A 25,323-nucleotide genomic window follows, 5' to 3' on the forward strand; every position below is an offset into this window, starting at 1 on the left:
CCGGCGAGCGTCGCCCCGCCCTTCCCGCACGAGCCGCCCCGCACGAGAGTCGCCCCGCCCCTCCCGCACGAGCCGCCCCGCACGAGAGGAACCGTCCGCCATGAAGCGTGCCGCCACCCTGTCCGCCCTGGTCTGTCTGCTCGCCGTGACGGCGGCCGCGCCCGCCGCGCCCGCCGCGCCCGGCGGCCACGACGCCGGGCACGGCCAGGGCCGGGACAAGGGCCGGGGGAAGGGGAGCCTCCTCGACTCCGTGCCGAAGCGGGGCGTGCTGCGCGTGTGCACGACCGGCGACTACCGCCCCTTCACGCACCGCGAGAGCGACGGCGGCTACCGGGGCATCGACATCGACATGGCCCGCGACCTGGCCGCGTCCCTCGACGCGAAGCCCAGGTTCACCGCCACCACCTGGAAGGAGATCGTCGACGACGTGGCCGGACGCCGCTGCGACATCGCCGTGGGCGGCATCTCCCTCACCCTGCCGCGCGCCCGCAAGGCGTACTTCAGCGAGCCGACCCGCGAGGACGGCAAGACCCCGATCGCGCGCTGCGCGGACAAGGACAAGTACGCCACGCTCGACCGGATCGACCGGCCCGGCACCCGGGTCGTCGTCAACCCCGGCGGTACGAACGAGCAGTTCGCCCGCGCCCACATCAAGCGGGCCGCCCTCACCGTCCACCCGGACAACACCACGATCTTCCAGGAGATCGTCGACGGCCGCGCGGACGTGATGATGACGGACGCGAGCGAGACCCGCTACCAGGCGAAGCTCCACCCCGAACTGTGCTCGCTCCACCCGGACAAGCCCTTCACCTTCGCCGAGAAGGCCTACGCGCTCCCGCGCGGGGACGAGGAGTTCAAGGAGTACGTCGACCAGTTCGTGCACCTGAAGACCCACGACGGGACGTACGCGGCGTACGAGGCGGAGTGGATGAAGTAACGGTCGGGGACCGGCCCGGTCCCTGAGCCTGACAGTGTCTGCATGCACGCGCCAAACTGTGCGCATGTCCTTAGCAGAGCTGGCGAGCATGGCCGTCACCGCCATGACGACGGGGGTCGCCTCCGGTGCGGGAACCGCAGTGGTCGACGAGGTCAGAGAGTTGGTCCGGGGCCGCCTCGAGCGGTCCGAGGAGGGGCGCGGCGCCCTGCGCAGGCTCGACGCCGAACCGGCGCCCGACGGTGCGGCCGACGACGTGACCGCCCGGCTGACCGCACTCCTCCAGGAGGACCCGGAGCTCGCGCGCAGGCTCCGGGCCGCCCTCGCGCCGGACGTGCCGCCCCCGCCCGCGGCCCCGCCGACCGTCCACCAGCAGATCACCATCGGCGGCAACGCGAACCGCAGCACGGTCGTCATCGGCCCCGTCGAACTGCCGCGCACGCGCAGCGTGTTGATCGCTCTGACCAGCATCGGCGTCGTCCTGGCCGTGCTGCTCGTCCTCGGCTTCCGCAGCGTGCTGAACAGTCTCACGGACGACGACGGGGGCGGCTCCGGGAGCGGCCGGGTGACCGCGCTGCGGCAGGAGCCCGACGTCCGGGCGGTCCTGCCCGACTCCGCCAGCGTCGCACAGGGCTGGCAGACCACCCAGGCCGCCGACGTCCGCAAGGGCGCCCCGGAGTGCGACAGCGGCTGCGAGGGCGCCCTGTACACCGCCACCGTGCGGCACGAGAAGGAGAACCCGCTCACAGGGGTCTTCTTCCACGTCGAGGCGTACGACACCGCGGACCACGCGGCCGCGCGCTTCAAGGACCTGCGTGCGGACAAGGACCGGAACAGCGATGCGCTCGACCCCCTGGCGATCCAGCAGCTGGGCGACGAGAGCGCCGCGTACCGCAAGGTGATCGTGAACTCCGAGAGCGCCGAGGCGGGCGTGCGCGTCGGCACGGTCGTCACCTGGACCACCTACCGCACCGGCGACGACGCCCTGGACCCCGGGACCCTCACCGCCCTCGCCCGGATGATCGTGGACCGCGCCCAACAGGCCCAGGACGGGCGGGAACCCACCGCACGGGCCGGACTCTGAGGGCCCGGCACCGGACGCCGCCGCACACCCCGGGGTAATCCCTGGGCCCGTCCCCGATGCCGGGCAGCCCCGCGGCGGCCTACGGTGGCAGCCGCCGGAAGCTGAGGGGCGCCGCAGACGGCTGCGGTGAGCTTCGGGCGGGCCGGAGGTCAGCGCGATGCACCCATCCCGCAGGAACTGCGTCCACAGCGGGACGAGCGGGCGGCTCGCCTCGACCACGACCGACGACATCGACGCGCTCGTCGCCCGCCTGAAGGACCGCCGGCGCGTCGTCCTGCACTTCCACGGCGGACTCGTCGACGACACGCTGGGCTTCGTGACGGCCGAACGGCTCGCCCCGGTGTACGAGGCCGCGGGCGCGGAGCCGGTGTTCTTCGTGTGGAGCAGCGGCCTCCTGGAGGTGCTGCGCGGCAACCTGCCGCAGATCCTCAGCGAAGGCGTCTTCCAGACCCTCCTGAACCGGGTCGTGCGCTTCGCCTCCGGCATCGTCTTCCAGCAGCCGGGCAGCCGCGCGCTCGGCGGCTTCACCGTCCCGTCGACCCGGGCCGTGGCCCGTGAACTCGCGCTGCTGCGCACGGGACAGGAGCCGTACGCACGCCTCACGCCGCCCGCCGAGGTCCGCGCGCTCAGCGAGGCCGAGCGCGTGCGCATCACCGCCGACCTCGCGGCGGACACCGAACTCGCCGAGCGCAACAGGGAGATCGTGGGCTCCGTCCTGCGCTCGGCTCCCGCGACGACCGCCGCGCGCGACATCGACGGGGGGCGCGCGGCGGTCGCCACCCTCATGTCCCCGGACACCGTGGCCGAGCTCGCCGCGGAGACCGCCGACGCGGAGAACCGCAGGGCCGTGGTCACCTCCGCGCTCCTGGTGCGCAAGACGGTGCGCGTCGTCTCCGCCGTCGTCGCCCGCTTCCGGCACCACACCGACCACGGCCTGTACCCGACCGTCGTCGAGGAGATACTCCGCGAGTTCTACCTCGCCAACGTCGGCGCGGCCGTCTGGGACGCGATGAAGCGGCAGACCGCGGACACCTTCGCGGCCGACGCCCCGGGCGACACCCGCGCCGGACGCTGCTTCCTCGACCGCTTCGGCCAGCTGCTCGCCTCCGGGAGCAGGCCCCGGGTGACCCTGGTCGGGCACAGCGCGGGCGCCGTCTTCATCGGCAACCTCCTCGCTGAGCTCGCCCGCAGGCGCGCCGACGCCGACGACCCGCTGCCCGAGGACTTCCGCGTCCACGACGTGGTCCTCCTCGCGCCCGCCTGCACCGTCGGCCACCTGGCCGCCGTGGTGCGCCGCCGGGCCGAACTCTTCGACCGGCTGCGGATGTTCACCCTGACCGACGCGGCCGAACGCGCCGATCAGCTGGTGCCCTTCCTGTATCCGCGCTCCCTGCTGTACTTCGTCTCCGGCGTCCTGGAACGCGGGCCCGAGGGGGAGAGCGCCGTGTCGCCGCTCGCGGGCCTCCAGCGCTGGTTCACGGCCGAGGGCGACACCGGTGGCGCGGACGCGCGGGACCTGCGGGCCTTCCTGCGCGCGGACGCCACCCGCACCGTGTGGTCGCCGGTGGACGGCGGCCCGGGACTCACCTCCGGCGCCCGCAGCCACGCCGGATTCGACGACGACCCGGAAGTCCTGGCCAGCCTGGCCCGGATGCTCGCCGACTGACGGCCGGGGGACGGCTCCATCAGGGGCTCCACCAGGAGTTCCATCAGGGGGAAAACTCGATGAACGACCTGCACTACGCCGTGGTCGTCGGAATCAACCGCTATCCGGCGATCAGCGACCTGCGCGGGGCCCGCGGCGACGCGGGCCGGTTCCACGACTGGCTCGTGGACCCGGCCGGCGGCAACGTACCGCAGGACAACGTCGCCCTGGTCACGGCCACCGAGCGCGACGAGCGCGAGGCCGACGTGATGACCGCGGTGCCGACCCGCGAGAGCGTCAACCGGGCCCTGTACCTGGCCCACCGCGCGGTCCGGCAGGCCGTCGACGAGGGCGGCAACTGGGCCGACACGCGGCTGTACCTGTTCCTCGCCGGGCACGGCATCGCCCCGTTCGGGGGCGACGCCGCGCTGCTCATGGCCAACGCCGCGATCGACCTGCTCGGCAACCACATCGCCGTGCGCCCCTACCTGTCCTGGTACGAGTCGGCGTCGCCGTTCCACGAGATCGTCTTCTTCGCCGACTGCTGCCGCACCCGCTTCGGCGGCGTCGCCGCCTTCGGCCCGCCGTTCACGGACACCACCGAGGCGCCCGACAAGGTGGAGTGCCTCGTCGGCTACGCGACGTCGCTCGGCGACCCGGCCTACGAACAGCAGGCGCCCGACCCGAACCAGGCCCGCGGGCACTTCACCAGCGCCCTGATCGAGGGCCTTCGCGGGGCGGGCGGCGGCACGGTCACCTCCGAGGGCAAGGTCACCTCCGACAGCCTCAGCGACTACGTGCGCCGCCACGTGCGGGACCGCACCGCGCAGCAGCTCGTCCCGCAGGAGGCCCGGTTCCTGCGCGAGACCAGCACGCCCATCGTCTTCGCGGAAGGCCTGCGGGGCGTCGGCTCCTACCCGGTGACGCTGCGCTTCCCCGCGGGCTTCCACGGCTGGGTGGAGCTGCGCGGCCGTGACGTCACGCCGCCGCGCAGGCTGTACGTCGACGGGGCCGGTGGCACCGACCACGTCGAGCCGCTCGTACCGGGCCTGTACAAGGTCGTGCCGGAGAGCCCGGTCGCGCCGGACTTCAGGGACGGCGGATTCTTCGAGGTCGTCACCGGAGGTGGCCACGGTGTCCAGTTCTGAAGAGGCCCGTCCCGAGGTGCCGTTCGTCGTCATCCCCGACACCCCGTCCGTGCTCGTCACCGTCACCGACGAGACGCTGCGCGAGGTCGCCTCCGGCATCGGCACCATCGAGACGACCGTGACGCCCGGCATCTACCGCATCGAGCAGCGCTTCGCGGGCGCCGTTGCCACCCGGTTCGTCGAGGTCGGCGAGGAGGCGTTCACGGAGCGCCTGCCGCTGCCCCGGGTCCCGGCCCCGGCGCCCGTGCGGCGGACCGCCACCACCCACGACGAGCACCGGGCCGCCGCGATGCGCTGGAGCCGGGAGTCCACGCACGGGACGGGGGCGCCCAGCCTGATGGTGCTGCTGCGCAATCTGCGCCGCGGCTGGCGACTCGACCCGTACGCCCTGCAGATCGCCGCGGAGGGCGGCGCGGCCGTGGACGGCGGAGAGGTCGGCTGGCGCGTCGACGAGCAGCAGGGTTGGTCGGCGTGGAGCGGCCCGCTGGCGCCCGGCGGCTACCGGCTCCGGCTGCGCAGGCCGTCCGGCGAGGGCCTGCCGCTGGCCCAGGCGCTGTGGGTGTCCGAGGGCTGGACCACGCTCGTCTTCGTCAGCAACGGCCCGCGCGGCGCCCAGCCCCAGCATGCCTCCGTGGAGATGGCGCCGCTCGGCGGCGGCTGGAGCCCCGTCGACGAGGAGCTGAGCCTCGCCCGCGAGGCGGCGCTCTCCGGGCTGCGCCAGGGCATCGACCTCATCTCGGACCAGCAGCTCCTGCCGATGCTGGACTCGCGGCGCGCCGACCCGTTCCTCGGCGTCGTGGGCGCGCACGCGATGCTGCTCGACCACAGGCCCGATCTGCGGCGGCTCGACGAGGTGGTGCGGCGGCTCACCCCGCACCTGCCGGGACACCCGGACGTCGCGGCCCTGCGCACCCTGATCGACGGGCCGTCCGCGCGGATCACGTCGCCGCCGATGCTGGCGGCCTCCTGCCGCCTGCTCATCGAGGCGGACGCGGCCGACCCCGGAGTGATCGAGGACGGCTCCGTGGCGGAGGGCGTCGCCGAGCGCCTGGTGGGGCGCGGGGTGTGGACGACCTGGCTGGAACAGGAGCGCTGGCCCGGCGCCTTCGCGGCCCGCGGCGGACCCGTGCCGCGCGGCGTGGGCGGCGCCCGGCCGCTGGCGTCCGACGCCGTCAGCCGCGTCCAGGCCTACGTCCAGGAGATCGCGGACCTGGAGGGCCGGGCCGTGGCCGACGTGCTGCACACCGTGTCCCGGGACGAGCTGTGCCGCAGGACGGGCCTGCCGCACCGGCCCGTGGAGCGGGCGATCGAGGGGCTGCGGGAGACCGGGGCCGAATGAGGGACGTGCCCGCCGATGCGGCGGGCGCCGGGGGAAGCGGGGGCTGAGCCACGCGGGGGGTGGTTCAGCCCCTTCGCGCGCCTTCCGTGTGCCCTCCGCGCGCCTTCCGTGTGCCCTCCGTGTGCCCCCCCCCGCGGGTCCGAAGTCCTTCCGCATGTCCGAAGGATGCCCGATGGATGCCCGGCGGGTGCTCGGCCCGGATCGGCCCGTGCCCGACACCTGCCCGGCCCGTGCCCGAGGGGTGCCCGGGCGGGGGAAAGCCCCGTCCAGGGCGTGAGCGGACCAAAGCGGCGGCCTGTCGGCCGACGCGTCGCTCAACCAGGGGAGTTCCCCCTTCTCCCCGCATCCTGGACGAGGCAGGTCCATCCTGACGCGCGGGCGTCACCGCCGCGTCACACCGTCGCGTGCCGCAGCATTTCCGAGAACTGCCCGGACGGTTCGACGCCGAGCTCCCCGCGCAGCAGCCCACGGAACCTCTCGTACTGCCGTACGGCCTCGGTCAGGTTGTGCTCCGCGAGATGTACGGAGACCACCGCGCGATGGGCGCTCTCCCGCAGCGGGTCGATGCGGGTGCTCTCCAGGGCCGCCTCCAGGGCGGGTCCGTAGGCGCGCATCGCCACGAGCCGCGCCGACACGGCCTCCAGGGCGTGCAGCCGCAGCTGGTGCAGCCGCTCCCGCTCGAAGGTCACCCAGTCCTGCTGCCAGCCGGGCAGCAACTCGCCGCCGCAGAGCAGGACGTCGTACGCCGAACGCAGCCGCACCGGCGCCCCCGCGAGGACCTGGCGCGCGGCCGCCGTGAAGTCCTGGACGTCGACGCGCACCCTGCGACTGAGCGCCAGGGCGCCGCCGCGCGCGTCCGAGAGGGCCGAACCCGCCCCGTTCAGGCGCCACATGGCGGTCCGCAGACTGGCGCGGGCCCGCGCCTCGGTGGCGTCCGGCCACAGCATGCCCGCGAGCGCCGAGCGCGTGGCCGTGCCGCACAGCGCGAGCCGGGCGAGGACCTGCTGCCCGCTGGCGGGCACCTCCACCGGGTCACCGCCCCAGCCGCAACAACACGCGCGGTCGCTGTCGGTCCCGCGGACCTCACCGCTCGCGGTGCCCTCACGGGTGAGGAGAAAACCGCCGAGCAGTCGCAGTCGCAGCGCGGGCCGTTCGTCACCGGCCGCCGCGCACGTGAACGAAGCCATCGAGCCACCTCCAGGGGTCCCGCCGACGCCCTGCCGTCCGGCACGAACGTACGGGCCGGGGCGGCCGTGCGCCTCCGGGAGCGTGCCGGGGTTTACCCCGGTGTGCCCCTGAGCGGGCCGTGGCGCGCCCGTCAGCCCGCCGAGGGCGACGACCGCTCCTGGGGGCCGAGCCGCTGGACCAGGCCGATCCGCGAGGTGATGCCGAGCTTGGCATACGTATGGCCCAGGTGGTACTCGATGGTCTTCACGCTCAGCGCGAGGGCGGTGGCGATCTGCCGGTTGGTGAGGCCCTGCGCGGCGAGCCGCGCCACCGCGAGCTCCTGCGGGGTGAGCGCCCCGTCGAGGTCGTCGCCGACGCCGTCCTGTCCGCGCTCGTCGGCCGCGAGCGGCGGTGCCGCCCGCCCGCAGGCGCTGAGCTCGCGCACGCACCGGGCCCGGTAGGGCAGCGCCCCGAGCCCCGTCATCGCCGTGTACGCCGCCTGGAGCTGGGCGATGGCCAGGGACCTGCGGCCGATGCGGCGCAGGAACGCGCCGTGGTCGAGCGCCACCCGGGCCCGCAGATACGGCAGCGGGGCCTGCGCCGCGTGGTCCTGCGCCCGGGCGTACGCCGCCTGGGCGCGCTGGGGCTCGCGGCGGGCGGCCAGCAGATTGCCGCGGATCCGCGCGGCCGAGGCGAGCGCCGAGTGGCGCCCGCGCGCCCGCGCGAGCTCTTCGTAGGGGCCGAGGACCGCCTCCGCCTCGTCGAGCTCCCCGAGCTGGACGAGGGCGTCGACGAGCAGCGGCTGCCAGTCCACGACGCCGGGTTCGTTGACGCCGTCCTGCTCGGCGAAGCCGAGCAGCGGGCGCAGGGCCGCCACGACGGCTCGGGGTTCGCCGCGCGCGTCCGCGCAGTGCCCCTGGGCGCACACCCCGTACGCGTACGCCACGGGTGTCTCCGCGCCGTCGGGCCCCTCGCCCGCCGTGCGCAGGTGCTCCGCCGCCCGGTCGAAGGCGCCGCGGGCGGCGAGGATCTGCGCGGCGACGCCGTGCGTGACCGGCTTGAGCCACCACTGGTCGGCGTCGTCGGCGATGGACGCCGCGGACTCGGCGTGGATCAGGGCCTCGTCCCACTCGCCGAGCCGGTGCAGGGTCTGGGCGAGCGCCGAGGTGGAGAGCAGCCGCAGCGGGACCGTCGTCGCACGGCAGTTGGCGACGGCGCCGCGCAGGTCGTGGCACGCCCCGTGCAGATCGTCCGACCACAGCCGCAGCTCGCCTCGCGCGAGCAGCAGGTCGATGCTCTTGAGCGGCACGATCATCGGGTCCGGCAGGTCCGCGGCGAGCGCGATGCCCTCCTTCGCGCGGCCGCTGAGGCCGAGCGCGATGAGGTGGTTGAAGCGCAGCATCCGGCTCGGCCCCTGCGCGGTGGACAGGCGCTGGGCGCGCTCGGCCCAGCGCGCGGCGGACGCGGCCTGGCCGCACATGACGGCGGCGTAGCTGAGCTGTTCGGCCGCGCGCGCCGCGAGCGCGGGCTCGCGCTCCTGGTCGCACTGCTCCCAGGCGTCGACGAGCAGCGTCCACGCCGCCTGGGTGCGGCCCTGGACGCGGGCCACATAGCCGCGGACGTAGCCGCGCAGGGCCGGGTCGGCGCACTCGGACAGGCCGGCGGCCAGCTCCGCGGCCTCCTGGACCCGGCCGTCGAGCAGCAGCGCCTCGACGGACTCCACGGCGAGCCGGTCCCGCTCCCGGGGGCTCGTCGCCACCCGCGAGGCGTGCCGCAGATGGGTTCCGGCGACGGCCCACTGGCCGGTGGCCGCCTCACGGCGCGCGCAGGCGGCGAGCGCGGCGGCGAGCTGCTCGTCGGGCCCGGTGGCGGCGAGGACCCGGTGGCGCAGCGTCGAGTACTCGTCGGCGACCAGGGCGGCGGCCCGGGTGTGCAGGGCCGCGCGCTGGGCGGGGCCGATGTCCTGGTAGACCGCCGCGTGCACCAGGGGGTGCGGGAAGGAGATCTCCGGCGCGCCGGGCCCGCCGTGCGCCTCGCGAAGCAGCCCGGCCTTGACGGCCCGCTCCAGGGCGGGCAGCGGCTGTGCGACCTTGGCGAGCCGGGCGGCGACCTGTAATCGGCAGGAGAGCCCGAGCACGCTGACCGCCTGCACCAGGCGCTGGGCCTGCGTCCCGCACCCGGCGAGGTTGGCGAGCACCAGCATGGCGTACGAGCGCGGCGCGGGCAGCGGTGTCGTGACGTCGAGCAGCACGGCGGACGGCACCTGGTCGAGCAGCGCGCGGGCGTGCAGCGGATTGCCGTGGGTGTGGGTGTGCAGCCTCAAGGAGGCCGAGTGCGGCAGCCGGGCCACGCCCAACTGATCGCTGAGCGCGGCCAGTTCGTCCGGGCTGAGGCCGTCGAGGGCGAGCCGTCGCGTGCGCGCGTCGGTGAGCAGCCTGCGCAGCCCCTCGGGCAGCTCGGGGACGTGAGGGTCGCGCAGCGCGACGACGGCGAGGACCCGGTCGTGACGCAGACGGCGCAGCGCGAACGTGAGCGCGTTCAGGGACTCGGGGTCCGCCCAGTGCGCGTCGTCGACGACGAGGACGACGGGCCCCTTGCCCTGCACCTCGCTGAGCAGGTCGATGAGCCCGAAGCCGGCGGAGAGCGCCGGGAGGTTCGCGTGCAGCGACTGCGGGGTGCGCACGAGTCCCGCCAGGGTCTCCGGCACCGGCAGCGGGCTCTGCCCGACGAGCTGGGCGAGGACGCCGCACGGCAGCGCGCTCTCGTTCTCCTCGCCGCTCGCGTGCAGCACGCACGTGTCGTCGTCCACCGTGTCGAGGAAGCGGCGCACGAGGGCCGTCTTGCCGATGCCGCCGGGGCCCTCGAGCAGGACGAGGCGCGGTGTGCCCGCGACGGCGGCCTCGAAGTCGGAGCGCAGCGCGGCGAGTTCGGGCGCGCGCCCGCAGAAGGCGTCGTCGGGTACGCAGGGGTGGTGCAGGTCGTGCGCCGCGTCCTCGAGTGTCATCGCCGCCCCCGCGCACCGGCAGCGGCCACGGGGGGCCTGTGGGAGTGGGCGACCCGTGCCGAACACATGGCCATGGACCCCACGATGGTGGCCAACACACCCGGTGCACAAGCCAATTGCCCGGATCCGTGGTCATGTGGGGTGCCCGGAGGGGCGGTGGACTACGGCGTGTCGTCGGGGGTCGCGTCCCCCAGGGCGAAGGCCTCCGGCAGCGGCGGTTCGAGGAGCGAGAGCAGTTCCAGCCAGCCGTGGAACGGCCGCGGCGGGCTCTCGGGGTGCTCGGAGTTCTCCGTGTTCTCGCACACGACGTTCCCGCACACCCCCTCATGCGACCGGTACACCTCGATGACGTAGCGCACAACGCCTCCCGGGGCCGCTGCGGGGCGTGAGCCGTGACGCGTGACGACGGCGAAGGACGCGACGCGTGACAGCCGTGACGCATGGCAAGGGCGACCAGGATAGGAGTCCGCGCGCGGCCGCCGCGTCGGTGCGGCACCTAGGGAAGTCCCTAGGGTGGCAAGGGAGTTGTGTCCGCGGCGGGTGTGTCGCGTGGTGTGCCTTCCAGGGGTGCCGGGCCGGGCTCAGCGCTCCCAGGCGCGCGCCAGTTGGGCCCGCAGCAGCGGCACGGGGCTGTCGTCGTCCCCGTACAGGCGGTCGGCGAGCCGCAGGGCCGTGTCGTAACGGGCCAGGAGCAGCCCGCGCTCGGCCACCGCCGGAGCGTGCCCGGCCGTGGCGGCCACCCGCCCGGCCGCCGGGGCGCCGACGGACAGGGCGAGCCCGGCGACGTCCTCGGCGGGGTCGCCCACCACGGCGTCCGCCCAGTCGAGCACGCCGCTGACCCGGCCCGAGGAACTCACCAGCAGGTGCTCGCCCTTGAGGTCGTTGTGCAGGACCACGGGAGTGGCGGCGGGTGCGGGGTGGGCCGCGGCGTCGACGGCGAGGCCGCCGGGGACCTCGCCGTCGGCGGCGAGCCGGGCCAGGGCGGGTCCGGCCGCCGCACCGAGCGCGTCGAGGGAGCGCGGCCGCCGCGCGGGCAGCGGGGGAGCGGCCGCCGTGCGCAGCGCTCCGAGCAGCCGCGCCAGGTCCTGCTCGCCTTCCGCTCCGACCGGACGGCGCTCGGCGGAGACTCCCGGCAGCCGTCCGTCGACGGTGTAGGCGAGCCCCGGTGCCCACGTGCCGGACGCGACGCTCGCGGGCACGGCCACCGGCAGCACGGGCCGCAGCGCGTCCCGCAGGGCCAGTTCGCGCCGCTGCCGGACCGTCGTGTCCGCGTCCAGCGCGATGCGCAGCACGTACCGGTCGCCCACCCACCAGGTGGAGTGCTCACCCCCTTCGCCCACGGGCGCGACGGACAGGTCGTGGCCCTCGGGCAACGCCTCTCGGACAAGGGCGCGGACGCCGGCAGGCGCGGGCTGACGGGGGATGGCGCCGGGGTGCATGCCGCCGATCATGTCAGGGGCGACTCGTCCGGGTGAATCGAATATCGGCGCGCGGGCGCCACGTGCGCGCGGCGCCCGCGGTCGCGCGGACGCGCCGAGCCGCCGTGGAATGCGTCCGGGTGACGCCTGCGCACCGAGTTGCCGTCGTCCGCGCGCCGGGTGGGGGTGACGCCCATGCGCCGAGTCGGGTGACGGTGCGCAAGGCGGTGTTGCCCGGCCCTCTGGGGTGCGCGAGTGTGCTGTGTCATGGACCGTGACAGCAACACTGACTCGTTGTCTTCGTCTTCCACCCCCTTCCTCCCGGTCTCCCTGACACGCCGTCAACTCCTTGTCGTCGCAGGCGCCGCGGGCGTCGCCGCCACGGGCGCGGCGGGTGTCGTGGCCCCCGCGCCCGCCGCGGCCCGCCCCGCCACCGGGGTGCCCCTGTCCTTCACCCGCGCCACCAACGGCTCGGCGACCCTCTCGCCCGCCGGTGACCGGCTGATCGCCGAGGTGCAGCACGTCCTGTGGTCCGCCCCGCGCGCCGGCGGCAAGGCCGTGCGGCTCACCCCGGCCGGGCTCGAACCCAACCGGCCGGTGTACGCGCCGGACGGCGAGCACATCGCGTTCTGCGCCTACCGCGACGGCGGCTTCCACCTCTGGACCCTGCGGGCCGACGGCACCGACCTGCGCCGCCGCACCGACGGACCGTGGGACGACCGGGGCCCGGCCTGGTCGCCCGACGGCACCAGGATCGCCTTCGCCTCCGAGCGGGGCGGCGACCCGGTGGCGGGCAGCGCGTACCGCATCCACGTCCTCGACCTGCGCACCGGGGAGCTGACCCGGGTCACGGGTGTACCGGGCCAGGACGGCCCCCTCCAGGACGGCCGCTGGGAGGACTTCGACCCCGCGTGGACCCCGGACGGCACCCGCATCCTCTTCGTCCGGGCCAAGGGCGTCACCGGCCCCACGGGCGTCACGCTCGAAGCGCGCACGGTCGCGGCCGTCCCCGCCCGGGGCACGGGCCCCGTGACCGTCGAGCACACCGAGACCGCGAACGCCCAGGTGATGACCCCGGCCCCGGCACCGGACGGCCGCCGCCTCGCCCATCTGCGGACCACGGCGGCCCCGAACGGCTCCTGCGTGCTCGTCGTCGACGGCAAGCCCGTCGACGTCACCGGCGACATCGCGCCCGTGCCGCCGCGCTGGACGAAGGACGGGGAACTGCTCCTCACCGTCGACGGCCGCTTCACCCTCGTGCGCCCCGAAGCCCCCGGCACCCCGCGGACCCTCCCCTTCGAGGGCGTCCTTCCCGTGGACCGGCCCCGCTACCGGGTCAAGGAGTACGACCTGGGCGAGGACCGGGTGCGCCCCGTGCGGGGCATCCATCTGCCCGCCCTCTCTCCGGACGGCCGGCACATCGCGTTCGCGGCCCTGAACTCGCTGTGGCTCGCGGGCACGTCGGGCGGCAAGGCGCCGCGGAGGCTGCGCCGGGCGAAACCCACCGGCTATCTGCTCGGCCCGTCGTGGGCGCGCGACGGCCGCTCCCTGGTGTACGCGGACGACCGTGACGGACTGCTCGGCGTCCACCGCCACGACCTGGACAGTGGCGCCGAGACCACGCTCGCCACCGGCGGCCGGGTGCACCCGGCGCTCTCGCCCGACGGCAAGCGCCTGGCCTGCCTCGACATGACCGGGCGGCTCGTCGTGCGCGACCTCGACGCGGGTACCGAGCGGACCCTCGCGGAGCCGTTGGGCGGCGGCGGACTTCCCGGCCGCCCCAGCTGGTCGCCGGACGGCCGCCACCTCGCGTTCTGCGACCGCAACCGGCTCAACCTGCGCTTCCGCGAGGGCTACAACCTCGTCCGCGTCGTGGACACCACCACCGGCACCGACCGCCTCCACCCCGTCGCGCCGCACACCTCCATCGCCGACCGCTACGACTCCGGGCCCGTCTGGTCGCCGGACGGGCGCTGGCTCGCCGTGATCGTCGAGTCCGCCCTGTGCCTGCTGCCCGTCGCGGCCGACGGCACCCCGCGCGGCAGGCTCCGCACCCTCACCACCGAGCCCGCCGACCACCCCACCTGGTCCGGCGACTCCGCGACCCTGCTCTATCTGTCGGGCACCCGCCTGCGCCTGATCGGCGTCGACGGCGGGCGCGCCCGCACCGTCCGCGTGCCGCTCGACCAGCGCCGCCCCACCCCGCCCGACACCGTGGTGCACGCCGGGCGGCTGTGGGACGGCACCGGCACCGCCGTGCGCGAGGACGTCGACATCGTCGTACGCCGGGGGCGCATCGCGGAGGTCGCGCCGCACCGCGGCGCGCGGACCGCCCGGCGCAGGATCGACGCCTCCGACCGCACGGTGCTCCCCGGCCTGTGGGACACGCACACCCACCCCTGGCAGAGCACGTACGGCGGCCGCCAGACGGTGGGTCAGCTCACGTACGGCATCACCACCGCGGTGTCCCTCGGCGGCTTCGCCCACGAGCAGGCCCGCATCCGCGAGGCGGTGGCCACCGGCCAGCTCGCCGGGCCGCGCCTGCTGACCACGGGCGAGCTCCTCGACGGCGGCCGGGTCGCCTACAGCATGGGCCGCGCCCACCGCACCCGGGCCGGGCTCAGACGCTCCCTGGAGCGGGCCGAGCACCTCGACTGGGACTTCGTCAAGACGTACGTACGGGCGCCGAGCTGGGTCATGGAGGAGGCGGCGCGCTTCGCCCACGAGCGGCTCGGCGTGCGCAGCGGCAGCCACTTCCTGTCCCCGGGCATCCAGACGGGCCAGGACCTGACGACGCATCTCCAGGCCACCCAGCGGGCCGAGTTCGGGCACGCCATCACCGCGTCGGGGCGCTCCTACGCCGACGTCACCGAGATCTACACCGCGCGCGGCGCCCGCTTCGCGCTCGTCGCGACGCCGTTCACGTCCGTGCCGCTCATCGGCGCCGATCCCGCGCTGGCTGACGACCCCCGGGTCACGGCCGTCATGCCGCCGTGGGACGTGGAGTCCGTCCGCAAACAGGCCGCGACGCCGCCGACCGCCGCCCAGCTCGCCACGCTGCGCACGGAGACCGACATCTACCGGCGGATCCTGGCCGCGGGCGGCCTCGTGGCCCTCGGCACGGACCAGCCGCTCGTGCCCGTGGGCCTGGCCCTGCACATGGGCCTGCGCGCGCTGCACCGGGGCGGGCTCTCCCCGGCCGAGGCCCTGCGCACCGCGACGGTCCTGCCCGCCCGCGTGTTCGGCGTGGAGAAGGACCTCGGCACCGTCGAGCGGGACCGGATCGCCGATCTGACGATCGTCGACGGCGACCCGTTCACCGACTTCGCCACGCTGGTGCGCACGGTCGGGGTGCTGCGCGGCGGCACCCCCTACGAGACCGAGGAGCTGGTGGGCGCGTTCGCGTCGGCGGCCCGGCGCACCCCGCGCGACACGGACTGGCTCGATGTGGGGCGGCTCATGCGCAGGGACGGCTGCTGCGACCCGGGGGTGTGAGGCGGGGCGGCGGGCCAGGCCCGTACGGCCGGGCCCGCCGCTGTTACAGACCTGTGTCAATTCCCCCTACAACGAACCTGGCTCGCGCGCTGTCTACCAGGGGGAATTCGCCGTACGTACGAAGAAGGAGCGCGCAGCCGTGGGGGAGACAGTCAGACGAGGAGCCGTCGCACTGGGGATAGCCGGACTGGTGGCCCCGCTCGCGATCGCGATGGGGACCGGCACCGCACAGGCCGCGTCGTGCTCGACGCAGACCGGGCCGTACCAGAAGCAGGTCGAGAAGTTCCTCGGCCGTCCGGTCGACGGCAAGCAGTCGGCCGCCGACTGCAAGGCCATCAAGGCCTTCCAGACCAAGCACCAGATCACCCCGAACGCGGGGTACGCGGGCGCCGTCACCTGGGGCGTGATGGACCTGATGAACAAGCAGAAGAAGGTGGGGAACAACCCGAACAAGGCGGGCAAGTGCCCGACCAACAAGGGCCGCATCGCCTGCGTCGACCTGACGCTCCAGCTCAGCTGGATCCAGGACGGCAAGCAGCTGAAGTACGGCCCGGTCCCGGTGCGCACCGGCCGCAACGGCCACGAGACCCGCACCGGCCTGAAGAAGGTCTACTGGCGGGACATCGACCACGTGTCGAGCCTGTACCACGTGCCGATGCCGTACAGCCAGTTCTTCGACGGCGGCCAGGCCTTCCACTCGGTGGGCATCAGCGTCTGGGCCCCGCCGGGCTCGCACGGCTGCGTCAACATGACGAAGAAGGACGCCGTGAAGTACTGGAGCATGCTGCGCAAGGGCGACGACGTGTTCGTCTACGGCCGCAAGCCGGGCACCTGACCGGTCCGGTCACCGCAGAGCGCCGCCGGGAGGACTCCTCCCGGCGGCGCTCGCCCGTTCAGACGGAGCGCAGGTACTGGTTCGGCACGTGCACGTCGGCGCCCAGCTCCCGGGCGGCCCGGCGGGCGAACGACGGGTCGCGCAGCAGCTCCCGCCCCAGCAGGACGGCGTCGGCCTCGCCGTTGGCGAGGATCTTCTCGGCCTGCGCGGCCTCGGTGATCAGACCGACGGCCGCCACGGGCAGCTCCGTCTCCGCCTTCACCCGGGCGGCGAAGGGGACCTGGTAGTTGGGTGCGGCGGGGATGCGCACGCCCGCGGCGTTGCCGCCGGTGGAGACGTCGAGGAGGTCCACGCCGTGCTCCTTGAGCAGCGGCGCGAGCCGCACGGTGTCGTCGGCGGTCCAGCCCGGCGCGCCGTCCTGAAGCCAGTCGGTGGCCGAGATGCGGAAGAACAGCGGCTTGTCCTCGGGCCACACCGCGCGCACGGCGTCGACGACCTCCAGGGCGAAGCGGGTGCGGCCCGCGAAGTCGCCGCCGTAGGAGTCCGTGCGCCGGTTGCTGTGCGGGGACAGGAACTCGCCGATCAGATAGCCGTGGGCGCCGTGGATCTCGGCGACGTCGAAGCCCGCGTCCAGGGCGCGCCGCGCCGCGTCCGCGAACTCGCCGACGATCCGCCGGATGCCGGCCGCCGTCAGCTCGGTGGGGACGGGGTGGCCGTCGGCGAAGGACACCGCGCTCGGGCCGAGGGGCTGCCAGCCGCCCGCGTCCGGGGCGAGCGGCGCGCCGCCGCGCCAGGTGGCGTCCGTGGAGGCCTTGCGGCCCGCGTGCGCGAGCTGGATCCCGGGCACCGAGCCCTGGCCCTTGACGAAGTCGGTGATCCTGCGCGCCGCTGCGACCTGGGTGTCGTTCCAGATGCCGAGGTCCCAGGGGCTGATGCGGCCCTCGGCGCTGACGGCGGTGGCCTCGGTGAGGACCAGGCCGGTGCCGCCCGTGGCCCGCGCCGCGTAGTGGGCCAGGTGCCAGTCCGTGGCGACACCCGCGTCCGGCCCGGTGGCCTCGGCGGAGTACTGGCACATCGGCGCCATCCAGACGCGGTTGGGGATGGTCAGGTTCCGCAGGGTGTAGGGCTCGAACAGCGCGCTCACGGCGTGCTCCCTTCGGGGGCGGCGAGTGGAACGGGGCAGGGGGCGCCACAGGCCGCTCCGGACGCCCCCTGCCGCTCGTACGATAGGCACCGTAGTACGGAGACTGTCAAACTACGATGGCTCTCGTACAATGGAAACGTTCCGTACACATACCGGTGCCGCGCACGCCCTCGTCCCAGTGGAGCCGCCATGACGACCGCCGCCCCGAGCTCGCGCGTGCTCGCGCACCCGGCGCGTGCCGAGATCCGCCTCGAAGGCGTGCTGCACGCCCTCTCCGACCCGCTGCGCCTGCTGGTCGTGCGCGAACTGGCCCGGGACGACGCGGGCCTCACGTGCTCGGACTTCGCGCTGCCGGTCACCAAGTCCACCAGCACGCACCACTTCCGCGTGCTGCGCGAGGCGGGCGTGATCCAGCAGATCTACCGCGGCACCGCCAAGCTCAACGCCCTGCGCCGCGCCGATCTGGACGACCTGTTCCCCGGCCTCCTGGACAGCGTCCTGGCCGCGGCCGCACACCAGGCCGACCGATTGGCGGACGAAGACTGACCTGTCGGGGGCCCGTCCGGCGGCCGAGGGCGGGGCCGTGGGCCGATCAGGGTCGCGGCTGCGGGCGTTCGCCGCTGCGGGCCGCCGCTTCGCGAAGGCCCGCCCAGTCCGGGATCTTCACCGGCCCGCCGCGCCCGAGCAGCCGCCCTCGCTGCGCCTCGGCCCGCTCGATCGCGAGCCACCCGGGCCACTCCACGGGGTCGGCGCCCGCCGCCCGCAGCGCGGCGAGCGGCTCGTCCGCCACCGCCCGGCGCGCGAGGGCGGGCGCGTCGTCCAGCAGGGAGAGCGCCGTCTCCTTCGCGCACGGCCGGTTCGTGCCGATCACGCCCGTGGGCCCGCGCTTGATCCAGCCCGCGACGTACTCGCCCGGCGACACCGCGCCGTCGCGCAGCACCCGGCCCGCCGAGTGCGGCACCGTGCCGCTCGCCCCGTCGAACGGCAGCCCCTCGATCGGCACCCCGCGGTAGCCCACCGACCGCAGCACGAGCTGCGCCCCGATCTCCTCGTACGTGCCGGAGCCGGTCACGCCGCCGTGCCCGTCCGGCAGCGTCCGCTCGAACCGCACGCCGCCCACCCGGCCCGCCGCCTCGGTCAGCTCCACCGGCCGCAGGAAGAACCGCAGCCGGATCCGGCGCGCGAGCCCGCGCTCGGGCCGCTCGGCCCAGCCGCGCAGGACCTCCACGTTGCGGCGGCTCGCCGCGGGCAGGCCCGAAGGGTCGGCGTAGCCGGGGTCGAGGGCCAACTCCTCCGGATCCACGAGCACTTCGGTGTCCGGAAGCGAGCCGAGCTCCCGTAGCTCCTTCGTGGTGAAGCGCGCCTGCGAAGGGCCGCGCCGCCCCACCATGTGGACCTCGCGCACCCGGCTGGCGGCGAGGACGTCGAGCGCCTCGTGCGGCATGTCGGTGGGCGCGAGCTCCGCGACACCGCGCGCCAGCATCCGCGCCACGTCCACCGCGACGTTCCCGACGCCGATGACGACGGCCGCGTCCACGTCCCGTACGAAGCGGTCCTGCGGCCCCGAGCCGTTCACCGCCACGTCCGGGTGGGCGCTGTACCAGGACACGAACTCCGTCGCCGAGTGGCTCCCCGGCAGGTCCTCGCCCGGCACCCCGAGCCTGCGGTCGGTGGCGGCGCCCACGCAGTAGACGACCGCGTGGTAGCAGTCGAGGAGCCGGGCCGGGGGCAGCGCGCCCGGGCCGATCTCCACGCCGCCGAGGAACCGCACGCGCTCGTGCTCCAGGATCGTGCGCAGCGTCTTCTGCAGGGACTTGATCTTCTCGTGGTCGGGCGCCACGCCGTAGCGCACCAGGCCGTACGGGCACGGCAGCCGGTCGAGCACGTCGACCCGCACGTCGGGCACCCGGTCCTGCTGGACCAGGCTCTGCGCGGTGTAGACCCCACTCGGACCCGATCCCACGACGGCGACGTGCACGGCGGAGCTCCTTCCGCGAGGTGTCCCCGGGACGCCCTGATGCCTGTCCTGCTTCAGCATCGCACCGGTGTGCCCAAAGGGGGAGGGGACGGACCGGTCGCGGGACCCGTGGCGCGGGCCACTGGCGGGGCGCCCGCCGGACGCGTCCGCGCGTGCCGCTGACAGGGTGCCCTGCCGCTTGCCGCGTGCGTGCCGCCCTGGCGGAGTGTGACTGTAGGGCTACCGTGCGGCTGTGCTGGAAAGCTCATTTTTCGACGAGAGTGATTACCCACGGACGGCCCACGGCCCGGGGTGGCCCGGCGCGGAGCCGCTGGAGGAGTGGCCTCCGGCCCCGCAGGAGTCACTGGACCCCGCGGCCTACGACGAGTCACCGCGCTGGGCGGCGGACCCCTCGGCCGCCACGCTCCAGCTGTTCACGAGGGCCGACGGCCACCTGGACGTCCGCAGGCCGGGCGGCGGGCCCGCGTCCCTGCTGCACGTGCGCCTCGACCTCGACGGCGCCCACGTCGACGTGCTCGCCGCCGTCTGCGAGGGCCGCGTCGCCATCGAGGACCTGCGGGCGGAGCCCCCGCTGCCGCTGCCCGAGCTCGTCGCGCTCGCCGACCGCATCGAGGGCCCGCTGGCGGACGTCTGCCGGGGCGTCGCCCAGCAGTACGGCCCGGCCGACACCTCCTGCCGCAGCGGGCTCGCGGACGAGGCGGCCGCGGCGCGCCCGGCCCGGCCCTCCGTGCAGCGCGGCGACACCGTGCGCCAGGCCGCCGTCGAGGCGTACCGCGCGGCGCGGGACGAGGGCCGCGACCCGGTGCTCGCGGTGATGTGCGCGACGGGGCACAGCCGCCGCAAGTCCCTGCGCCTGATCGCCGGGGCGCGCGACGCGGGCCATCTGTCGCCCCGGCACCGCCGCCGCTGAGCGCTCCGCTGGATACGCCGTGCCATGCCGTCGTCCGCCTGCGGGTTCGTCGTGGCCGGCGGCGCGGTTCCCCGCCCCCCTTCGGGGCGCTTCCACCATGCAGCGGACTTCATCGTGCCCGCTCAGGCGCGGTGGCCGGGTAGGGCTCAGCCCATCCCGCGCATCCGGTTGATCTCGGCCGTCTGCTGCGCCACGACGTCGTTGGCCATCTCCTCGACCAGCAGGTTGTTGCCCTCCGACAGGGCGTCCGTGGCCATGGTGACGGCCCCCGAGTGATGCGTGATCATCAGCTTCAGGAACAGCTCGTCGAAGGCCTCGCCCTTGGCCGCGCGCAACTGCTCGAGCTGGGCGGGCGTGGCCATCCCCGGCATCCCCGCGTGGTCGTGGTGCGCGCCGTGCCCGCGCTTCTCCGCCTTCTTGCCCTGGCTCTTCAACCATCGTTCCATGGCGCCGATCTCCGGCTTCTGGGCGGCCGTGATGCGGTCGGCGAGCCGCTTCACCCGCGTCGACTTCGCCCGCTTCGGTACGAGCCGGGTCATCTCCAGGGCCTGGGCGTGGTGCGGGATCATCTTCTCGACGTAGTCGAAGTCCGCCGAGTTCGGGCTGTCGTCGTCGGTTCTCTGCCGCGCGGCCTCCTCGGCCGAGAGCGTCGCCGCCTTCTCCCCGGGCTTGCCCGGAGCGATCACCGAAGGCCCCTTCGAGGAGCCGGACTTGGGCCTGGCGTCCGCGTCCGACGCGGAGTCGCAGGCGCCGAGCGCGAGGGTGGCGGCCGCGACGAGCGCGGTCACGGCGGAGGCGCGGACAACGGACGTACGGGCGGCGGGCGTACGGCGGTGGGGCACGGCAACCTCCTGGGACGCGCGGGGTAGTTGGGTCCGTCCTAGCACGCCGATGAGCGTCAGTGATCGGAAGCGTTCATTACGACCGTGTTTCCATCTGTTGATTTGTACATGAGGAGCACGATACTGCGGGTGTCCGTGCACCGTTCGCCTTCGAACGGCCACAAGGGAGGAAGCAGTGACTCTGCTGAACGAACCCCGAACCCGGCGCAGACGCCTGGGAGTAGCCACGGCCGCGGCCGGGCTCCTCGCCGCGCTGCTCACCGCCGTCCCCGCGGCGGCGACGCCCGACCCGGGCGACACCCCCGCGGCACCGAAGAAGGTGTCGAAGTCGGATGCCGCCGACACCCAGCGGGCCATACGGGACGGAAGGATCCCCGCGCCCGACGAGATAGTCCACTCCGACAACATCGAGCACCTGGGCAACATCCCCAAGGACGCGCTGCCGGGCACCAACTCCGACCTCGCCTTCCAGGGGAAGTACGCCTTCGCCGGGAACTACGACGGCTTCCGCATCTTCGACATCAGCAACCCGAAGAAGCCCGAGACCGTCGCGCAGGTTCTCTGCCCGGGATCCCAGAACGACGTCTCGGTCTCCGGTGACCTGCTGTTCCTGTCGACCGACTCCTCGCGCAGCGACAGCTCTTGCGCCAGCACCACGCAGCCCGCCACGGAGAAGTCCTCCTGGGAGGGCATGAAGGTGTTCGACATCAGCGACAAGCGCAACCCGCGCTACGTCGCCGCCGTCGAGACCGCCTGCGGTTCGCACACCCACACGCTGGTGCCCGAGCGCCGCAACGTCTACGTCTACGTCTCCTCGTACGCGCCGAGCGCGGCGTTCCCCGACTGCCAGCCGCCGCACGACGGCATTTCCGTGATCAAGGTGCCGCGCAAGGCGCCGCAGAAGGCGGCGGTCGTCGGCTTCCCCGTGCTGTTCCCGGGCGAGGGCCCGGACGGCGGCGGCAACCCGGGGTCGCCCACCAACCCGGGCGTCTCCAAGACCACCGGCTGCCACGACATCACCGTGCTGCCCTCGGAGGACCTCGCTGCGGGCGCCTGCATGGGTGACGGGATCCTGTTCTCCATCAAGGACCCCGAACGTCCGAAGGTCATCGACCGCGTCCAGGACAACGTGAACTTTGCGTTCTGGCACTCGGCGACCTTCAACCAGGACGCCGACAAGGTCGTGTTCACCGACGAGCTCGGCGGTGGCGGCGGCGCCACCTGCAACGCCGAGATCGGCCCGAACCGCGGCGCCGACGGCATCTACGAGATCAAGGGCCGGGGCGACAAGCGCCAGCTCGTCTTCAAGAGCTACTACAAGATCCCGCGCCACCAGGCGGACACCGAGAACTGCGTGGCCCACAACGGCTCGCTGATCCCGGTCAAGGGCAAGGACCTCATGGTGCAGGCCTGGTACCAGGGCGGCGTCTCCGTGTGGGACTTCACCAACGCGGCCAAGCCCAAGGAGATCGCCTACTTCGAGCGCGGCCCGCTCTCCGCGGACCAGCTCGTCGGCGGCGGCTCGTGGTCGGCGTACTACTACAACGGCCACATCTACTCGAACGACATGGTCAAGGGCTTCGACGTGCTGAAGCTCAACGACAAGCGCACGGACCCGGCCAAGCGCGTGCGGCTGCGCGAGCTCAACGTGCAGACGCAGCCGGAGTACTTCAACGGGCACTGAGCCCGTGCCCCGGTGAGGTCTAGAACGTCCCGTCGGGCGGTTCGTCGCCCGGCGGGACGCCGAGTTTCCAGTCGAGTCCGTAGCGCTGGAACAGCTCGGCGCGCAGCCGCTCGTAGGGCATCGGCGCGCCCGGGATCAGCAGCGCGAACACCGCGCCCATCAGCAGGGCGCGCAGCATCGGGTAGTCCGTGTCCACGTCCGGCGAGCCGTGCCGGACCATCGTGTCGCGCAGCAGGAACGCGAGCCGCTGCTGCTCGGGGCACTGCACGAACCCGTCGGCCTGGAGGATCCCGGCCATGTGCGTGCGCATCAGGACCGGCCGGTCCCGGGCGAGGCCGAGGATCGCGTCGACGGCGCGGGCCAGGAGCTCGTCCCCGTCCTCGGTGCGCGGCTCGCGCTCCAGGCCCTCTTGGAGGGTGAGGTGCATCAGACGGTGCACGGCCGACTGCAGGAGCTGGCGCTTTCCCGGGAAGTAGTACGACACGAGGCCGCGTGCGGAGCCGGCGCGGTCGGCGATGTCCGCGAGCGTCGTCGCCTCGTAGCCGCGCTCGCCCACCAGGTCCACCGTGGCTTGCAGAAGCCGCTCGCGGGAACGCCGTCGCAACTCTTCATTGACCGATGGGCTACGCGGGGACATCCTGTAACTCCTGCGTTGACTGGCTCACAGCCAATATACTCAGGACGTCCCGGCCCGGGCCGACATGGGCCGGGGCTGCTCGGGGCAGGCAACACCGCGGGGGAGTGTTGCCTGCCTTCAGGCATGTCCGGAGTGCGGCCGTCGCGGCCGCCCCTCTGCTCCGCATGTCTTCCTCATCCCCCTTGTTGTCCCCCTTCGACCTGTTCACCCTGTTCTCCCCGTTCTTCCCCTCTCTCCTCGCCGATCCGGCTCTGTCTCCTTACAGTGGGGCCGGGGGTCTGAGGAGGCGCGTGAACATGGACCAACAGCAGATTCTGGCGCGGATCACGGAGATGGTCGACGCCGAGAAGACCCTCCGGGAATCGCTGGCTTCCGGAGCGATCGACGAGGCCACGGAGCGGGCCCGCCTGGGAGATCTGGAGCGGGAGCTCGACCAGTGCTGGGACCTGCTGCGCAGGCGGCGGGCCAAGGAGGAGTTCGGCGGCGACCCGGAAGCGGTGCGGGCGCGTCCCGTCGCGCAGGTCGAGAACTACGAGTCGTAGGCGCGGTCCGCGGGCACGACGGTCAGCCCGCGCCGCCCACCAGGGTCAGGACCGCGCGCAGGGCGTCGGGGCGCTGGAGCACCGGCAGATGGGCCACGAAGTGCACGGCGCAGCCGAGGGCGGCCGCGCCGCCGTCCGCACGGCGGTCGTCGCCGACCATCAGCGTGTCCGCGGGGGCGACGGCGAGCGCGTCGCAGCCGTGCGCGAAGAGGCGGGGATCGGGCTTCTGGACGCCGTGCTCGTACGACAGCACGTACGCGTCCACATGCGCGTCGAGGCCGTGCGCGCGGAAGACGGGGCGCGGATCCCAGCCGATGTTGCTCACGACCCCGACGCGCACCCCGCGCGCCCGCAGGCCGCGCAGGACGTCGAGCGCGTCGGGGTAGGGCCGCCAGGCGTCCGGCGCCATGTGCCGGTCGTAGAGGGCGTCGTACAGGCCCGGGTCGGGCAGCGGTACGGTCCGGGCGAGGCCGGTGTACGCGGCGCGGTGCAGCTCCGCGCTCTCGTCGCGGCGCGCGACCAGGCCGGCGAGGTGCCCGGGCGCCTTCGGGGTCGGCGAGCCGCCGGGCAGCGCGCCCGCGCGGTCGAGCGCCGCCGCGAGCCGCGCCTCCTCGTCCGGCGGCAGGGCGAGCCCGCGCGCGGTGAGCGCGGCCCGCAGCCAGGACACGGGGGGCTCGACGCGGAACAGCGTCCCGGAGAAGTCGAACAGCACGCCCTTGATCGCCATGCCGCGATCCTCCGGGACCGCCCGGCGCGGGGTCAAGCACCGTCCGACGCGCCCCACGGGATCGCGGTCACCGACGGCTGGGGGCCCGTCCCGTCGCCGCCGGGGACCGTACGGCGGGTGCGTAGCGGTCGTACAGGGCGATCGCGACGGCGACGGCCAGGGCGCCGATGAGCCAGCCCGCCACGACGTCCGAGGCCCAGTGGACGCCCAGCCACACACGGGTGAGGCCGACGCCGACGACGGACACCGCGGCGACGGCGACGGCGGTGCGCCACACGGCAGGCCTCACGGCGTAGCGGCGGAGCAGCCACAGGAGCAGCCCGCACACGACGGTGGCGGTCAACGCGTGCCCGGACGGGAAGGCCGCGTAGCGCGCGGAGTCCACCGGGTCCGGCCAGACCGGGCGCTCCCGGCCGACCGCCGCCTTCATGGCCTGCTGAACCAGCGTGCCCACCAGGCAGGTCGCCGCGAGCCACAGGGCGAGCCACCACGCCCGCTGCGCGACGAGCCACAGCACGACCACCGTGCACAGGGCGCGCATCGTCCATGGGTCCCACACCCAGTCCGTGAGGACGCGGGCGGCGTGGGTGAGGTCCCGGTGGGCCACCGCCCAGCGGTGCGTGGTCCGCGCGATGTCGCCGTCCAGCGCGAGCAGCGGCTGCCACTCGGCGCAGACCAGGACGAGCAGCAGCAGCGAGGGGAGTGCGAGCAGCACCGCCGCACGGGCGGCGCGGGACGGCGGGGGCGGCGTCGGGGGAGGCGCGGAGTCCATGCCTCGATCCTCACCGAT

At 74.3% G+C, this 25,323-nt stretch carries 21 protein-coding genes; 11 read left to right on the forward strand and 10 right to left on the reverse strand.

Going from position 1 to position 25,323, the window contains the following annotated elements:
• Positions 1 to 100: 100 nt before the first annotated feature.
• The 5 genes from MQV74_RS36830 to MQV74_RS36850 all read left to right on the forward strand — a co-directional run bounded on the left by MQV74_RS36830 (position 101) and on the right by MQV74_RS36850 (position 6,150).
• Positions 101 to 937 (forward strand): transporter substrate-binding domain-containing protein, encoded by an 837-nt coding sequence (locus MQV74_RS36830; protein ID WP_242727791.1) that lies wholly within the window; start codon positions 101 to 103, stop codon positions 935 to 937.
• A 64-nt stretch (positions 938 to 1,001) separates the two neighbouring features.
• The gene (locus tag MQV74_RS36835; RefSeq protein ID WP_242727793.1) at positions 1,002 to 2,018 is read left to right on the forward strand and encodes a hypothetical protein; all 1,017 of its coding nucleotides are present in this window, start codon (positions 1,002 to 1,004) and stop codon (positions 2,016 to 2,018) included.
• A 157-nt stretch (positions 2,019 to 2,175) separates the two neighbouring features.
• Complete coding sequence (locus tag MQV74_RS36840) at positions 2,176 to 3,684, forward strand: hypothetical protein (protein ID WP_242727795.1); 1,509 nt, start codon at positions 2,176 to 2,178, stop codon at positions 3,682 to 3,684.
• Positions 3,685 to 3,743: 59 nt separating this feature from the next.
• On the forward strand, positions 3,744 to 4,811 hold the full coding sequence (locus MQV74_RS36845; RefSeq protein WP_242727798.1) for a caspase family protein: 1,068 nt from the start codon (positions 3,744 to 3,746) through the stop codon (positions 4,809 to 4,811).
• Positions 4,798 to 6,150, forward strand: coding sequence for a hypothetical protein (locus MQV74_RS36850; protein ID WP_242727800.1), 1,353 nt, complete (start codon positions 4,798 to 4,800; stop codon positions 6,148 to 6,150). The genes MQV74_RS36845 and MQV74_RS36850 overlap by 14 nt, the downstream gene beginning before the upstream one ends.
• Positions 6,151 to 6,542: 392 nt before the next feature.
• Here the strand turns inward: MQV74_RS36850 and MQV74_RS36855 are convergent, their stop codons facing one another.
• The 4 genes from MQV74_RS36855 to MQV74_RS36870 all read right to left on the reverse strand — a co-directional run bounded on the left by MQV74_RS36855 (position 6,543) and on the right by MQV74_RS36870 (position 11,760).
• Positions 6,543 to 7,337, reverse strand: coding sequence for an AfsR/SARP family transcriptional regulator (locus MQV74_RS36855; RefSeq protein WP_242727802.1), 795 nt, complete (start codon positions 7,335 to 7,337; stop codon positions 6,543 to 6,545).
• A gap of 131 nt (positions 7,338 to 7,468) precedes the next feature.
• A complete protein-coding gene (locus tag MQV74_RS36860; protein WP_242727804.1) occupies positions 7,469 to 10,321 on the reverse strand; it encodes a helix-turn-helix transcriptional regulator in 2,853 nt (950 codons plus the stop codon).
• Between the two features lie 161 nt (positions 10,322 to 10,482).
• A complete protein-coding gene (locus MQV74_RS36865; protein WP_242727806.1) occupies positions 10,483 to 10,680 on the reverse strand; it encodes a hypothetical protein in 198 nt (65 codons plus the stop codon).
• 222 nt (positions 10,681 to 10,902) lie between these two features.
• Positions 10,903 to 11,760: an aminoglycoside phosphotransferase family protein gene (locus MQV74_RS36870; protein WP_242727808.1), complete on the reverse strand. Its 858-nt coding sequence runs from the start codon at positions 11,758 to 11,760 to the stop codon at positions 10,903 to 10,905.
• Between the two features lie 246 nt (positions 11,761 to 12,006).
• Here MQV74_RS36870 and MQV74_RS36875 point away from each other — a divergent pair, with 246 nt between their 5' ends.
• Together MQV74_RS36875 and MQV74_RS36880 are read left to right on the forward strand one after the other, a co-directional pair.
• The gene (locus tag MQV74_RS36875) at positions 12,007 to 15,234 is read left to right on the forward strand and encodes an amidohydrolase family protein (protein ID WP_374120749.1); all 3,228 of its coding nucleotides are present in this window, start codon (positions 12,007 to 12,009) and stop codon (positions 15,232 to 15,234) included.
• A 139-nt stretch (positions 15,235 to 15,373) separates the two neighbouring features.
• Positions 15,374 to 16,069, forward strand: a complete 696-nt coding sequence (locus tag MQV74_RS36880) for a L,D-transpeptidase family protein (protein ID WP_242727812.1) — start codon at positions 15,374 to 15,376, stop codon at positions 16,067 to 16,069.
• Positions 16,070 to 16,127: 58 nt separating this feature from the next.
• Here the strand turns inward: MQV74_RS36880 and MQV74_RS36885 are convergent, their stop codons facing one another.
• Positions 16,128 to 17,213, reverse strand: a complete 1,086-nt coding sequence (locus MQV74_RS36885; protein ID WP_242727814.1) for an NADH:flavin oxidoreductase/NADH oxidase — start codon at positions 17,211 to 17,213, stop codon at positions 16,128 to 16,130.
• A 189-nt stretch (positions 17,214 to 17,402) separates the two neighbouring features.
• Here MQV74_RS36885 and MQV74_RS36890 point away from each other — a divergent pair, with 189 nt between their 5' ends.
• Complete coding sequence (locus tag MQV74_RS36890) at positions 17,403 to 17,759, forward strand: ArsR/SmtB family transcription factor (RefSeq protein ID WP_242727816.1); 357 nt, start codon at positions 17,403 to 17,405, stop codon at positions 17,757 to 17,759.
• Positions 17,760 to 17,805: 46 nt separating this feature from the next.
• On the opposite strand, the gene MQV74_RS36895 is transcribed toward MQV74_RS36890, so the two are convergent.
• Positions 17,806 to 19,251, reverse strand: coding sequence for an FAD-dependent oxidoreductase (locus MQV74_RS36895; RefSeq protein ID WP_242727818.1), 1,446 nt, complete (start codon positions 19,249 to 19,251; stop codon positions 17,806 to 17,808).
• Positions 19,252 to 19,423: 172 nt separating this feature from the next.
• Between MQV74_RS36895 and MQV74_RS36900 the strand changes: the two genes are divergently transcribed.
• A complete protein-coding gene (locus tag MQV74_RS36900) occupies positions 19,424 to 20,101 on the forward strand; it encodes a DUF6214 family protein (RefSeq protein ID WP_308402353.1) in 678 nt (225 codons plus the stop codon).
• Between the two features lie 146 nt (positions 20,102 to 20,247).
• On the opposite strand, the gene MQV74_RS36905 is transcribed toward MQV74_RS36900, so the two are convergent.
• The gene (locus MQV74_RS36905; RefSeq protein ID WP_242727820.1) at positions 20,248 to 20,943 is read right to left on the reverse strand and encodes a DUF305 domain-containing protein; all 696 of its coding nucleotides are present in this window, start codon (positions 20,941 to 20,943) and stop codon (positions 20,248 to 20,250) included.
• A gap of 175 nt (positions 20,944 to 21,118) precedes the next feature.
• Between MQV74_RS36905 and MQV74_RS36910 the strand changes: the two genes are divergently transcribed.
• Positions 21,119 to 22,627 (forward strand): LVIVD repeat-containing protein, encoded by a 1,509-nt coding sequence (locus tag MQV74_RS36910; protein WP_242727822.1) that lies wholly within the window; start codon positions 21,119 to 21,121, stop codon positions 22,625 to 22,627.
• Between the two features lie 19 nt (positions 22,628 to 22,646).
• Here the strand turns inward: MQV74_RS36910 and MQV74_RS36915 are convergent, their stop codons facing one another.
• Positions 22,647 to 23,264 carry a TetR/AcrR family transcriptional regulator gene (locus MQV74_RS36915; RefSeq protein WP_242727824.1) on the reverse strand — a complete coding sequence of 206 codons (618 nt, stop codon included), beginning with the start codon at positions 23,262 to 23,264 and terminating at the stop codon, positions 22,647 to 22,649.
• A 296-nt stretch (positions 23,265 to 23,560) separates the two neighbouring features.
• On the opposite strand from MQV74_RS36915, the gene MQV74_RS36920 reads away from it, so the two are divergent.
• On the forward strand, positions 23,561 to 23,806 hold the full coding sequence (locus MQV74_RS36920) for a DUF2630 family protein (RefSeq protein ID WP_242727826.1): 246 nt from the start codon (positions 23,561 to 23,563) through the stop codon (positions 23,804 to 23,806).
• Between the two features lie 22 nt (positions 23,807 to 23,828).
• On the opposite strand, the gene MQV74_RS36925 is transcribed toward MQV74_RS36920, so the two are convergent.
• The gene (locus MQV74_RS36925) at positions 23,829 to 24,533 is read right to left on the reverse strand and encodes an HAD family hydrolase (RefSeq protein WP_242727828.1); all 705 of its coding nucleotides are present in this window, start codon (positions 24,531 to 24,533) and stop codon (positions 23,829 to 23,831) included.
• Positions 24,534 to 24,600: 67 nt separating this feature from the next.
• Positions 24,601 to 25,305, reverse strand: coding sequence for a phosphatase PAP2 family protein (locus MQV74_RS36930; protein ID WP_242727830.1), 705 nt, complete (start codon positions 25,303 to 25,305; stop codon positions 24,601 to 24,603).
• Positions 25,306 to 25,323 lie beyond the last annotated feature (18 nt).

The sequence above is a fragment of the Streptomyces sp. AN091965 genome (assembly GCF_022698285.1).
GTDB lineage: Bacteria > Actinomycetota > Actinomycetes > Streptomycetales > Streptomycetaceae > Streptomyces.